Raw genomic sequence first — 13,190 nt, forward strand, 5'->3', positions numbered from 1 at the left:
CAGGTGGCCCAGATCAGCTTGCAGCCCGGCGAAACGCTTGTGGCCCTCGTGCCTCAGGATCGCGAGATCGCGATCCTGTTCGAGGCGCTGTTGGGCACGCTGGGGCTGCTGGTCTTCTCGGCGGTGTTCTTCCTCTATGACAGCGCACGCGGCGCGGCGGGGGCCGGGTCGTCACTGGGCACGCTGATTACACTGGGCTTCCTGTTCGGCCCGATTGCCGCGCAGCGCCTGATGCGGCCCATGCCCACCTATTGGTTGACCGACCGCCGCCTTGTGTTGGACGCACAAACCTCGGTTCCCCTGTCCGACATTCGCCGCATCCGCGTTTGGCTGACGCAGCTGACCCTGCGCACCGACAAGGCCAGCCATACGCTTAGCCTGCTGGTGAACCCCTCTGCCGTCGCCACGCTGTTGCGCGACACGATTGCCCAAAAGGAAGGCGTCTGATGCTTTGGTTCCACAACGCGCGGCTGATTGATCCCGAGACCGGCACCGATGATATCGGCACGCTTTTGGTCAAGGACGGGCAGATCGTGGAACGGGATGCCCCCTGCCCCGATGGCGCGCAGGCGGTCGATTGCGGCGGCAAATGCCTGGCCCCCGGCATTGTCGACATGGGCGTGCAGGTAGGCGAGCCGGGCGCGCAGCACAAGGAATCCTTGCGCACAGCGGGCTTGGCGGCGGCACGCGGGGGCGTGACCACCATCGTGATGCGCCCTGACACCGACCCGGCCATCGACACGCCCGAAGTGCTGGAATACGTCACCCGCCGCGCCACCGCGCGCACGCCTGTGAACATCCGCGCCATGGCCGCGCTGACCCGCGGGCGCGAGGGGCGCGAGATGGCGGAAATCGGCTTTCTGCTGGATGCGGGCGCGGTAGCCTTTACCGATGGCGACCGCGTCAGCACCGACACCAAGGTTCTGTCGCGCTGCATGGCCTATGCGCGCGGGCTTGGCGCGCTGGTCATCGGCCACCCGCAAGACCCCGGCCTGTCGCGCGGCGCTTGCGCCACATCGGGCAAATTCGCGTCGCTGCGCGGCCTGCCCGCCGTGTCACCCATGGCAGAACGGATGGGGTTCGACCGCGACATGGGCTTGGTGGAAATGACCGGCGTGCGCTACCACGCCGATCAAGTCACCTGCGCGCGCACCCTGCCCGCACTGGAGCGCGCCAAGGCCAATGGGCTGGATGTGACGGCAGGCATTTCCATCCACCACCTGACGCTGAATGAACTGGACGTGGGCAGCTACCGCAGCTTCTTCAAATTCACCCCGCCCCTGCGGTCCGAGGATGACCGCCGCGCCATGGTGCAGGCTGTGGCGGATGGGCTGATCGACGTCATCTGTTCCATGCACACCCCGCAGGACGAGGAATCGAAGCGCCTGCCGTTCGAGGAAGCGGCCTCGGGCGCGGTTGGGCTGGAAACCCTGTTGCCGGCGGCAATGCGGCTTTACCATTCCGAAGGGCTGCCCCTGCCCCTGATCTGGCGCGCGCTGTCGCTGAACCCGGCCAAGCGCCTCGGGCTGGCGGGCGGACGTCTGGCCAAAGGCGCACCGGGCGATCTGGTCCTGTTCGACCCCGACGCGCCTTTCGTGCTGGACCGGTTCAAACTGGCGTCCAAATCCAAGAACACCCCTTATGACGGTGCCCGGATGGAAGGCCGCGTGCTGGCCACCTATGTCGCCGGTCAATGCGTATTCAGCGCGCAAGAGGTGCCCGCATGATCCCGGAACTTGTGACCCCCCTTTGGCTACTCGGCATTGTGGGGCTGGTGTCCTACCTCGTCGGCTCTATCCCCTTCGGCGTGGTCATTGCCCGCGTCATGGGGTTGGGCGATCTGCGCGCTATCGGCTCTGGCAATATCGGGGCCACCAATGTCATGCGCACGGGCAACAAGGCCGCGGGCATCGCCACCTTCGCGCTGGATGCGCTGAAAGGCGCGATCGCGGCGCTTCTGGCGGGCTGGCTGATCGGGCCGGACGCGGCGCAGATGGCGGCGCTTGCCGCATTCATCGGCCATCTTTACCCGGTTTATATCGGGTTCAAGGGCGGCAAGGGCGTTGCCACCTTCATCGGCATCACGCTGGCGCTGGCCTGGCCCGTGGGGCTGGCCACCTGCGCGACATGGATCGTGACCTTCAAGGCCAGCCGCTACTCGTCGCTTGCGGGGCTGACGGCCTGCGGCATGTCCTCGATCTATGCGGGGTTCCTGGGCTATTTGCCCGTGGTGGGGGTGCTGGTCGTGGCCAAGCTGCTGGTCTTTTACAAGCACCGCGACAATATCAAACGGCTGTGGAACCGGACCGAGCCGCGCTTCAAGAAGAAGACGTGACGCTACCGGCGCCCACGTAAAAGCAACTGGGCGCGGCGGTTATAAAGCAGCCACGCGGTAGCCAGACCGACCAGCGCGGCCAGCATGTATTTCGTGACTGTGCCCATGGTGCCGATAATCAGCAGAGCGTGCAGGATCGTGCCCGCCACGATCAGCACCGCCAACAGGATATGCAGCATCCGCCACAGGCTGGGGCGGACGTGCAACTTGCGGCGCAGCGCGGCAATGGCCGCGGCTGCGAAAATCGCCCACATGGCCAACACGCCCCAAACCGAAAACGGCGTGGGCGAGCGCAGCAGCAACGCATCGACCACATCAGGCGGGCTTGTCAGCCACAGGCCGCCAATATGCACCAGCACGGCAAGCAGCACTCCAAGGCCCACATACCCATGCACCCGGCGCGCACGGGGCACGCTCAGCCCCGGTAGCCGTCCGTCCGCCAGAAGCGGCTGCAAAAGCAACAGGCCGAAGCCAAGGATGCCTGCGAAGCCCGACGCGATGTAGACCGGATCGCGCCATGCCAAATAGGGGCTGCGCGCAGCAACCAGCAGGGGCAGGGCAATCGCCGCCAGCACCCCGGCCCAGATCAGGACCGCGCGAAGCCTTTGGTTCACCATGTCGCGGTCAGGCCGGTTCCAGCACGAAATGCGCTTCCAGCGTGGTCAGGTCGGCACTGGCCATGACCGGGCGCAGGAACACGGTTTTGAACGCGCCGCTGTCATAGGCAAGATGCCCATGCGGCTGGCCAAAGGCGGGCACGATCTGCGGCATTTCCAGTCGGAACTCACCGTTCTCGTCCGTCAGTGTCGCCCCGTGGCTATGAGGGTCGCGTTCATGCCCCTCGGTCGTGTGCGCCCAAATCTGAATGCGTTGGCCTGCCAAGGGCGCGCCATCGCCCGCTCGGCGCACCGTGCCGGTCATCCAGAAACCACCGCCACCAATACGGTCCACGATCGGGGCACCGGGCAGGTAGTTATTCGCGCCGCCGCGCATGGTCCGGGTGGGGGCAAGCGATTGCGCCTGTGCCGGCAAACTCAGCCCGGTCAGCGCGCTCGCGGCAATCAGGCCTGTGCCCGCAAGCACGTGACGGCGCTGGAACAGGTATTGGCTCATCTGTCGTCTCCTCTGCTGACGGGCGGGCGTCTTGGCGACCCATACGTCAGAACGTAGCAACACAGCGAGCTTTGCCAAATCATAGATATGTCATCCCAAGACGTGGGAATCCAAGGGCGCTTCCTGCCCTTATGGCAAAGCGCGCGCAGGGCCTAGCCGCGCGCGCGCCCCATGTCCGTTACTGCTGCTGGCCGTGGTTCATCTGCATGGCGCCATGGCCACCCATATTGCCGTGGTCCATCTTCATGCCGCCCATCGCGCCGGTCACGTCATTGCGTTCCAGATCGACGGGGATGATGACCTCCATCTCGCCCGCCTTCTCGAACACCAGCGTGACGGCAACCTCGTCGCCATGGGCCAGCTTGCGGTTCAGGCCCATGAACATCACATGATGGCCACCGCGTTCCAGCATATGCGTGTCGCCTGCGGGAATTTCGAAGCCTTCCTCGACCTCGACCATGCGCATGATGTCGCCATCGGCGATATGGGTGTGCAACTCGACCCGCTGCGCCACGTCAGAGCGCGCGGCGACAAGGCGGTCATCCTCCGCGCCGGTGTTCTGAATGCCCATGAAGGCCGCGCCGGATTGCGCCATGGGCGAGGCCACGCGCGCATAGGCGTCATTGATGATGATATCCGCCGAAACCGGCAGGGCGAAGAAAGCGGCGGTTGCCGCCACGACTGCAAAGCGTTTCATGTCATGTCCTTTGTCTTTGCGTTGATATGTCAGGATCAGGCAAGGACTGGGACAGGGGGCGCACGGGCCGCGTGCGCGGAATTGGTGGTTTGCGGGTGGTGCACCGCCGCCGAGCGGACAAGGGTGACGGCCGACCTTGTCAGCCGCTGGACCGCCAGCGCCGGGGCAAGGTCGGGCAAGGCCGCAGAAAGCGCAATGCTGTCGGGGCATGGCACGCCATCGGCCACGCGATTGCCGTTTTCGTCCACCGAGATGGTGACAAGCCCGTAGCCGGTGCAGATGACATATTGGTCAACGCCCGCCCCTGCATTGTGCGAGCGCGCAAATCCCACGGACCCAAGCGCCAGCACAAGGGCCAGCGCAAACGGGGTCAGAAGGGCGATCAAACGTTGCATGAAAGTGGTTCTAGCCGGAAGAATGGACCTAGCCTAGCCTAGTCCGGCACGACAAGCTGCTTGATGGCAGCAATATGCGCGGGCGTGGCCGCACAAGCATCGGCGGCCAAGGCGCGGGCATCGCCCAGCAACGCCTCTGGCGCGGCGATGCGGTCTATCAGGCCCCATGAGAGCGCCTCGTCCGCGCCGATCTTGGCCCCTGCCATCAGGATCATCTTGGCCCGTGCCGGACCGATCAGTGATGCCATGCGCGCCGGGTCCGAGGGTTGCGGCAGAAAGCCCAGCTTCATCACCGGGTAGAAGAATTTCGCCCCCGGCACCGCCAGCCGCAGGTCGCAGGCCAGCGCCATGCCGAACGCGCCGCCCGCCAGCGTGCCGTTCAGGGCCGCGATGGTCAGGCAAGGCAAGCCAGCGATCTGGCCCGACAAGCGTTCCCACAAGGGCGACGTCGCAAGCCCCGCGCGCGCCGCGTCCAGATCGGCCCCGGCGCTGAACACACGCCCCGCGCCGGTCAGGATCAGCGCTTTGGGCAGGTCCGTGCGCGCGGTAATCTCGCTCAGGGTTTCCAGCATCTCGGGCGTCAGGGAATTCGCCTTGTCGGGGCGGTTGAGGGTGATCGTCCACAGATCGCCCGTCGCATCGAACCCGATCATGCACCCAGCCCCAAGCGTTTGCGCATCCCTTCGTCGCGCAGGGATATTTCCTGCCCGACCCAGTCATCGGCATCGGGCGTGCACATCCATGCCAGCGCAAGCGCGGGCCACTCGGGCGGGATATGCACGTCCCAATCCAACTGGCTGACCGGGTTGATGCCGCTTGCGCGGATGGTGCGCTGCATGTCGGTGGCGACCGTGCCGGGCGACAGGCTCATGATGCGCAAATGCGGCGCTTCCTTTGCGGCCACGCGCGTCAGCATCCATGCGCCCGCCTTGGAGCTGCAATAAGCGCCCCACCCGTCCAGCGGGTTGTGCGCGGCCCCCGACCCTATGGTGATGATCGTGCCGCCCGGCCCCATCGCGGGCATGGCCGCGCGAAGCCCGTGAAACACGCCTTTCAGGTTGATGTCGATCAGCCGCCCGAATTCGGCGGGGTCAGCCTGCGACAAGGGGGCAATCGGGTCGATGACGCCCGCGTTATTGACCAGCACATCCAGCTTGCCGAAACGGTCCTGCATCTGCGCGACCGCATCCGCGACGGCGGCAAAATCGGTCATGTCGCAGACAAGGGGCAACGCGCCCGTGTCCTTGGCCACCCCCTCTAACGCGGCGCTATCGCGCGCGATCATGCCGACCTGTGCCCCGGCCTGCACGAAAGCGTGCACGGCCGCCGCGCCAATACCCCGGCTGGCCCCGGTAATCAGCACCGCCTTGCCCCGCAGCGATGACAGGTCAACAGACATGGCGCCCCCCTTAATAGTCCCGCTCGAAAAACAGCCCGACGCTGGAGCGCCCGTCGTTGTCCACCCGTCCGCGCGCGGTCAGCGAGGGCGAGAGGTCGATATTGATCGACACTTCGCTGTCGCCCTGCGGGTTCACTTCCAGATCGGTATAGACATTCTCTGTCAGGTAACGGCCAAGACGCAGAGTGGCCTCGCCATCCTCATCGGCGCGCACATCCAGATCGTCCAGCCCCACGTTGCGGCGCAGGCGCTCCAAGATCCCCTCGGACCGCCCCGACAGCGTGGCCAGCGAAGAGGCCAGCTGCGCGGCCTGAAACAGGCTGAGCGTCTCGAACCCGCGCCCGAACAGCAGCAGCGAGACGATCTCTTCCTGCGGCAATTCCGGGCTGGATTCGAACAGGATTTCCGGCTCGTTCGCGCGGCCCTGCAACACGATGCGCGCGCTCACGCCCTCGCGCTCGGTAGAGGCGATGAGCCGCACGAAAGGCATGAAATCGCCCTGCAAACTGGCAAAGCCTTCATTCAGGGCAAAGCGGTTGCCCAGCAGGTCCAGACGCCCCCGGATCAGGTTGAACTGCCCGATGGGAATGACATCGGCGGTGGTGCCAGTCAGGCGCAGGTTGCCGCCAAGCTCGGCATCCAGCCCGCGACCCCGGATGAAGATCCGGTTGGGCGCGTCGATTTCAAGGTCCAGGCTGGCCGGGTAGCGCACGCGGCCATGGGTTTCGCCCGCGAAAATACCGGCACGGGCGCGAGTGGTTTCGGCGCCAGCGGTTTCGCCCACATGGCGTATGTTGGGCGGTATGTAGGCCGGCCCTGTCAGCCCCACGCGGGGAATGCGCAATTCCATGCTGTCCAGTTGCAACCGCCCGGCCACGGTCGGGCCGCGCGTCAGCGCACCGGAAATGCCCAGATCGCCAGTGACGGACACTTCGAACAATTGCGGATCGACCACGCGCAACGCATCAAGCCGCGCGCGCAACGCCCCATCGAAAGGCGGCACAAGCGAGATGCCGCCGTCAAGTGCGATCGTGCCGCCCTGCGCTGATTGCCCGCTGAGCGTGATCTGCGCCCGCCCACCGGCCAGATCGGCGCGCGCGTTGACGCCCGACAAGCGCAAGGCGCGGCGAGGCGCGACCACTGTGATGCCGCTCAAACTTGCCGTGCCACTGAGAGATTCCAGACGTAGCGGACCCCGCAACGCCATGTCGAACTGCGCCGGACCTTGCACCGAACGTGGTTCAATGCGCGGGTTGACAAGGGCAATGTCGGTCGTTCCGGCAATGCGCAGGTCGGATTGCAGGGTTTTCGACAAGGTGCCATCCACCGACACTTTCAGCCCCGCCGGTCCATTGGCGGTCATATTCAGCGCATAGGCATCGCCCGTGTCGCGCGCTTGGCCCGACAGCGACAGCGCCCCGGCAATACCCGGCGCGACCAGTGCCAGATCGGCCAGACGCGCCTGCAAGGCCAGGTCGGGCCGCCCGTCGCGCAATTGTCCTGACACAGTCGCCGCCAGCGCGGGGCCGTCGATGACCAACCGTTCCAGCAGCACCGTCTCGGGGCCAGCGATCGCATCGAGCTGCACGGTATGGCGCCCGGCCAGAACGCGGTCGGCGGCGGCCGCGCCGAAGGCCAGATCGCGGGTTTCCGCGCTGAGCGACACGCGGCGATCCTGCCCGTCCTCGCGCAGGCCCAGCGTGCCGCTGATCCCGCCGCGAAACGCCGGGCGCACCGCCCCTAGGTCGGGCAAGGCGAAAGCGCCATCCAGCACGGAAGCGCCGGGATCAATCCGGCCCGCGACCTGCGCGTTCAGCGTCGGGTTGGTCAGGTCCAGCCGCGTCAGGTCGAACGCCATCCCGTCGCGCTGGCCCGACAGGTCAAGCCGGGTTTCGCCGCGCAAGGCGCGGTCCAGATCGGGCTGGCCAAGCGCCAGATCGCGGGCGCGCGCGGTCAGCGCAACTTCTGCGGTGTCGGGTTGACCGCTCAAGGACAGATCAGCCTCTATCCGACCTCCATATTGGGGGCCAAGGACGGCCAGATCGGTCATGTCCACACGGCCTGACAGGTCCACAAGCTCTGCCGAGAGCTGCCCCGACGCATCGACGCTCAGCGTCTGCGCCTCGGCCCGGAACTCGCGCAGGGTGATCTGCCCATCCGCGCCAACGGCGGATAGGGTAATCACGCTGTCATCGGCCAAAAGCGCATCCAGTTGCGGCTGGTCCAGCGCCAGATCCCGGCCCGTCAGGGTAGCGGTAAGGTCGAAACGGTCGCGCTCTGGCCCAAACAGGCCGCTAAGTTCGGCGTCGACCGCGCCGCTCAAGGGGCGCCCTGCCAAACCGGACAGGCGCGAAATATCGGTATAGGCCGCGCGGATATCGGCCTCGACCCGGCCCTCGTTCAGACGTGCACGACCCTGAAGCGCGTAGTCGCGCCCCTCCAGCAGGAAGCCGGGCATAAGGAAGGGCTGCCCTTCGCGCCAGATGAAGGCGATCGAGCCGTTCACGTTGCGCCCGATTGCCGCGCCAAGGTTTTCGTCGCGGGCCGACAAGCCGAGGGTCGAGAAATCGACCAGCGCGTCAATGGTGTCGCGGTCTTCGCCAAAGGCCTGCGAGGTGATGCGCCCCAAACCATTCACGAACAGGGATTCGACCGCGAAATCGCCGTTGTCGAAGCCGATCAGGTCCAGCAACAGCTCCCAGTCCTCGCTGCGCGCGGCGTCGAAGGTCAGTTGCAGATCGGCGCTTTCCACACTGGTATCGGCCCCGGCCAAGGGCAAAAGCACGCGGTCGCCTTCGGGGTCCACCAAGGTGCCGCGCAGATCGATCAACTCGGGCAGGCCTTCGGCCCCCACGCGGGCGCGACCATCGACCGACAGGGTCTGGGTGCGCACGCTCAGCGCATCAAGCGACAATTGCCCATCGTCGAAACGACGGGCGCGGGTGGTGAAGGTGCTCTGATCGCCGAAAAACGGATGATAGGCTTCGGCCAGCAAGGGCCGCAGATCGCCCGTCAGGTTCAGCGCGACCGCCTGCTTCACACCGGGCTGTGCCGTCTGCAATTCGAACCGCCCTTCCACACGGGGCTGGCCATCGGTTGCAAGGCGAATATCGGCGGCGAAATCCTCGATCGGGCCATCGCCCTCGACCCGCAACTCGGCCGAAGGCAGGCCCGGCACGTTCAACCGCGATACGGCAATGCCGCCGGGCGCTTCCACGGCTTCCAGCGACAGGGACAGGTTGCGCGTCTCGTTCGAGAAGGCGGCGTCGAGCGTGAAGCGGCCTTCCACCGCGTCCAGCCGCTCTAACACCAGCGTGGCCGCACCCGCACCCCCTTCAAGATCGGCGCGCCCACTGACCCCGGCGCGCACGGCCTGACCCAGCAATTCGGGCGCAAGCGACACTTCGGCCAGCGCCAGTTGCCCCAGTTCGACCGACACAGGCAGATCGGGCAATTCGAACCGCTGGAACGGCACCAGCTCGTCCGAAGGCGGGGCGACGGGCGTGCGCAACACCTCGACCTTCGCCGCCGAAATCTCAGAGATTTCGATCCGGCGCTGGAACAGCGCCGCGCGGTTCCACTGAAGCGCCGCATCGCTTATGCGCAGCCAGATGCCTTCGTCATCCGCGATGGTCATCTCGTCAAAGGTCGCGCGCGAGGATAGTGCGCCCTGAAAGCCCACGATCCGCACGGCGCGGCCACGGTCCGACAGGCTGTCTTGCAGGATACGCGTCAGAAAGCCCACATCGCTTTCTTCGGCCCCCGGAAGGCCCGTGTCTTGCGCAACGGCGGCAACGCCCAGTCCAAGGACGAGCAGGATCGCGATCCACCACCGGCGCATCAAAACGCCTGCCCGATGCCCAGGTAAAGCTGCGCACCGCGCCCCGTCGTGCCACGCACCGGGAAGCCCACATCCAGCCGCAACGGGCCGATGACCGTGTCATAGCGAATACCGATCCCCGCGCCGGCGTGCCATGCCGAAGCCCCCGTGAACGTGCCCGCAGAGACATAGCCGGCATCCGCGAAGGCGGCCAAACCGATGGTGTCGGTGGCCTGCATCCGCAGCTCCAGCGTGGTCGAGGCAAAGCCCTTCCCGCCCGAGAACACGCCGCCGGTGGTCACGCCCAAACTGCGATAGGGCTGCCCCCGCACCGACCCGCCGCCGCCCGAATAGAACAGGAAGTCGCGCGGGGTCGCGAACAGGCCGGGGCCATAGACGGCACCCAGTTGGGCACGGCCCGCCAGAACCACGCGTTCGCCCACAGGATAATAGCCGCGCGCATCCGCCGTACCGCGCGCGCCCGCGCCCGTGGCCCCGGTGCCGTAAAACGGCGTCAGGCTGGCGTTCAGATAGTAGCCGGAACGCGGGTTGCGTTCGTCATCGCGGCGATCATAGGTCGCATCAAAAGGCAAGAGCAGCAGGCGGTAATCGCGGCGAATGCCCAGCGCGGGGCCGAAATCGGCGCGTTCCGCCAAAACACCCAAGCCGCCCGAAAAGCTGAGATCATCGCTGAAGCGGTGCACCAGCTTGACATCGGCGCGCACACGGCGGGCCTCGAAATCCGGCTCTTTCTCGGTTTCGGCCAGCAGCTCGAAGGTCAGGGTCGTGTCGGGCGTGAACGTGGCCGGGCGCGAGAATTCGATGCCAAGGCTGTAATCCAGACCACCGGCACGCGCGGCCAGACCATCGACCATGCCCTCTATGCGGAAGCGCTCGGCCCCGCCCAGAAAGTTGCGGTGCAGCCAGAAGCCGCTCAGCTTGCCGCCGCGTTCGGTATCGTATTCGATGCCCGCGCCAATGCGGCGCGGCGGCGCTTCGACCACGTTGGCGGCAATATCCAGCGACCCATCGGCATTGGCCGCCTCTGCCTCGCGCAGCGCGACCGAGGAAAAGGTGCCCGTCGCACGCAAGCGCTGTGCGGCGCGGTCGATTTGCTCGGGGTCGAATACTTCGCCCGTGGGCAGGCCCGCGATTTCGACAATGCGCTCGGGCCGCACGGCTTGTTGCCCGTCGGGCCGCAGCGCGCCGAAAGTCAGGCGCGGGCCGGGGGTGAGCGTGATCGCCACATCCAGCGCCCGCGCGGGGTGGTTGGCGGTGATCGCTTGCCCGGTCGGCTCTGCCTTTGCATGGCCTTGCGCGCGCCATTGGTCGATCGCGGTGCCCGTCGCCTCGCGGATCGCGGTGCTGCGCGCGGGCGCACCGGGCGCGAACCCTTCGGGTAACACGGTGCCTTGGGCCAGCGGCGCGATCTGGGCGCGCCCGAATTCGAAGGCCGGACCGGGGACCAGTTCGACCACGATCTCGCGCACCTGCGCAGGCGGGTCGAGCGGCGAGATATCCGCCGCCTCGCGCCCATCCACGCGCACCGAGATTTGCGGGGCGTAATAGCCCTGCTCGTAGAACACCCCGATCAACCGGCCATATTCGGCCCGCGCGGTCGAGAACACCTCTAGCGGGTCGACCACGTTCTGGGCCTGCGCCTGACGGATCAGAGAGGCGCGCTCCAGCGCCGTGCGCAACTCCTCAGAGCCGCCCTGAACACGGAATTGCAGATCGGAAAACGCCCATGCTGGCGCAGCCAGCAACAGCCAGACACCCAGTGCTTGCCCCAACCGCTTGGCTGGTCGCACATGTTTACCCACTTCGAACTTGACCAAAAGGTCCACCGTGCTGCCAGTTTCGATCCAGCTTGTTGGTGTTGTCGCAGATCGAACCCCGCGCGACAACTCGAAACTCTGTCAGGATGGCGTGATCCTGCCGACGCGCCCGACCCACGCGTCAGGACGCGCTATTGTCGCTGTGGCCTTGGAGTGCTATCTGCGCGCCAAGTCGATTATTTTCACCACAAGGAGCTTGGGCATATGGCGCAAGACTACGTTGTCCGCGACATCGCGCTGGCCGAATTCGGTCGCAAGGAACTGGATATTGCCGAAACCGAAATGCCCGGCCTGATGGCGCTGCGCGAGGAATTTGGCGACTCCAAACCGCTGAAAGGCGCGCGGATCGTCGGCTCGCTGCACATGACGATCCAGACCGCCGTTCTGATCGAAACGCTGGTCGCGCTGGGGGCAGATGTGCGCTGGGCGTCGTGCAACATCTTCTCGACGCAGGACCACGCCGCGGCGGCCATCGCGAAAGCGGGTATCCCGGTCTTTGCCGTCAAGGGGCAGACGCTGGAAGAGCATTGGGATTACCTGGACAAATCCTTCATGTTCGCTGAGGGCGCGAACATGATCCTGGATGATGGCGGCGATGCCACGCTTTACGTTCTGCTGGGCGCGCGGGCCGAGGCAGGCGAAGACATCATCCCCGTCCCGCAATCCGAGGAAGAAGCGGTCATCAAGGCGCAGATCAAGAAGCGCATGGCGGAGACCCCCGGCTGGTTCACCAAGACGCGCGACGCGATCAAGGGTGTGTCCGAAGAAACCACCACGGGTGTGCACCGTCTGTATGACCTGCACAAGAACGGCCAACTGCCCTTCCCCGCGATCAACGTGAACGACAGCGTCACCAAGTCGAAATTCGACAACAAGTATGGCTGCAAGGAATCGCTGGTCGACGGCATTCGCCGCGCGACCGACACCATGATGGCCGGCAAGGTCGCCGTTGTTTGCGGTTATGGCGATGTGGGCAAGGGCTCTGCCGCGTCGCTTCGTGGCGCAGGTGCCCGCGTGAAAGTGACCGAGATCGACCCGATCTGTGCGCTGCAAGCCGCGATGGACGGGTTCGAGGTCGTGACGCTGGAAGACGTGGTCTCGACCGCCGACATCTTCATCACCACCACCGGCAACAAGGACGTGATCCGCATCGAGCATATGCGCGAGATGAAGGACATGGCGATCGTCGGCAATATCGGCCATTTCGACAACGAAATTCAGGTCGCTGCCCTGAAGAACCACAAATGGACCAACATCAAGGACCAGGTGGACATGATCGAAATGCCCTCGGGCAACCGCATGATCCTGTTGTCCCAAGGCCGCCTTTTGAACCTTGGCAACGCCACCGGCCACCCGTCTTTCGTGATGTCGGCATCCTTCACCAACCAAGTTCTGGCGCAGATCGAGCTGTGGACCAAGGGCGACGAATACAAGCCCGGCGTCTACCTGCTGCCCAAGCATCTGGATGAAAAGGTCGCCCGCCTGCATCTGGCCCGCATCGGCGTGAAGCTGACGGAACTGCGCCCCGATCAGGCCGATTATATCGGCGTGACGGTCGAAGGCCCGTTCAAGCCGGAACACTACCGCTACTGA

At 65.7% G+C, this 13,190-nt stretch carries 12 protein-coding genes; 4 read left to right on the forward strand and 8 right to left on the reverse strand.

Annotated elements, in window-relative coordinates; all coding sequences use genetic code 11:
• Nucleotides 1-3 precede the first annotated feature (3 nt).
• From J1C52_RS09470 to plsY, 3 genes are read left to right on the forward strand one after another with little or no spacing between them, the layout of a single operon-like run.
• The gene (locus J1C52_RS09470) at nucleotides 4-447 is read left to right on the forward strand and encodes a hypothetical protein (RefSeq protein ID WP_227427694.1); all 444 of its coding nucleotides are present in this window, start codon (nucleotides 4-6) and stop codon (nucleotides 445-447) included.
• Nucleotides 447-1,727: a dihydroorotase gene (gene pyrC, locus J1C52_RS09475; protein ID WP_227427695.1), complete on the forward strand. Its 1,281-nt coding sequence runs from the start codon at nucleotides 447-449 to the stop codon at nucleotides 1,725-1,727. Before J1C52_RS09470 ends, pyrC begins: the two co-directional genes overlap by 1 nt.
• Nucleotides 1,727-2,335, forward strand: a complete 609-nt coding sequence (gene plsY / locus J1C52_RS09480) for a glycerol-3-phosphate 1-O-acyltransferase PlsY (RefSeq protein ID WP_227427827.1) — start codon at nucleotides 1,727-1,729, stop codon at nucleotides 2,333-2,335. Before pyrC ends, plsY begins: the two co-directional genes overlap by 1 nt.
• Nucleotides 2,336-2,337: 2 nt before the next feature.
• Here the strand turns inward: plsY and J1C52_RS09485 are convergent, their stop codons facing one another.
• The 8 genes from J1C52_RS09485 to J1C52_RS09520 form a co-directional block, all read right to left on the reverse strand.
• Entirely contained in the window at nucleotides 2,338-2,952 is a 615-nt protein-coding gene (locus tag J1C52_RS09485; protein WP_227427696.1) for a ferric reductase-like transmembrane domain-containing protein, read from the reverse strand.
• A 7-nt stretch (nucleotides 2,953-2,959) separates the two neighbouring features.
• Complete coding sequence (locus J1C52_RS09490; protein ID WP_227427697.1) at nucleotides 2,960-3,448, reverse strand: twin-arginine translocation pathway signal; 489 nt, start codon at nucleotides 3,446-3,448, stop codon at nucleotides 2,960-2,962.
• Between the two features lie 178 nt (nucleotides 3,449-3,626).
• A complete protein-coding gene (locus J1C52_RS09495; RefSeq protein ID WP_227427698.1) occupies nucleotides 3,627-4,145 on the reverse strand; it encodes a copper chaperone PCu(A)C in 519 nt (172 codons plus the stop codon).
• Between the two features lie 35 nt (nucleotides 4,146-4,180).
• A complete protein-coding gene (locus tag J1C52_RS09500; protein ID WP_227427699.1) occupies nucleotides 4,181-4,540 on the reverse strand; it encodes a hypothetical protein in 360 nt (119 codons plus the stop codon).
• A gap of 38 nt (nucleotides 4,541-4,578) precedes the next feature.
• Nucleotides 4,579-5,193 (reverse strand): enoyl-CoA hydratase/isomerase family protein, encoded by a 615-nt coding sequence (locus J1C52_RS09505; protein WP_227427700.1) that lies wholly within the window; start codon nucleotides 5,191-5,193, stop codon nucleotides 4,579-4,581.
• The gene (locus tag J1C52_RS09510; protein WP_227427701.1) at nucleotides 5,190-5,939 is read right to left on the reverse strand and encodes an SDR family oxidoreductase; all 750 of its coding nucleotides are present in this window, start codon (nucleotides 5,937-5,939) and stop codon (nucleotides 5,190-5,192) included. Before J1C52_RS09510 ends, J1C52_RS09505 begins: the two co-directional genes overlap by 4 nt.
• A 10-nt stretch (nucleotides 5,940-5,949) precedes the next feature.
• Entirely contained in the window at nucleotides 5,950-9,780 is a 3,831-nt protein-coding gene (locus tag J1C52_RS09515; protein ID WP_227427702.1) for a translocation/assembly module TamB domain-containing protein, read from the reverse strand.
• Complete coding sequence (locus J1C52_RS09520; RefSeq protein ID WP_227427703.1) at nucleotides 9,780-11,606, reverse strand: autotransporter assembly complex protein TamA; 1,827 nt, start codon at nucleotides 11,604-11,606, stop codon at nucleotides 9,780-9,782. The genes J1C52_RS09515 and J1C52_RS09520 overlap by 1 nt, the downstream gene beginning before the upstream one ends.
• A 195-nt stretch (nucleotides 11,607-11,801) precedes the next feature.
• Here J1C52_RS09520 and ahcY point away from each other — a divergent pair, with 195 nt between their 5' ends.
• On the forward strand, nucleotides 11,802-13,190 hold the full coding sequence (gene ahcY / locus J1C52_RS09525) for an adenosylhomocysteinase (protein ID WP_227427704.1): 1,389 nt from the start codon (nucleotides 11,802-11,804) through the stop codon (nucleotides 13,188-13,190).

It is taken from the genome of Roseibaca sp. Y0-43 (genome assembly GCF_020667835.1).
In the GTDB taxonomy this organism is placed as follows: domain Bacteria; phylum Pseudomonadota; class Alphaproteobacteria; order Rhodobacterales; family Rhodobacteraceae; genus Roseinatronobacter.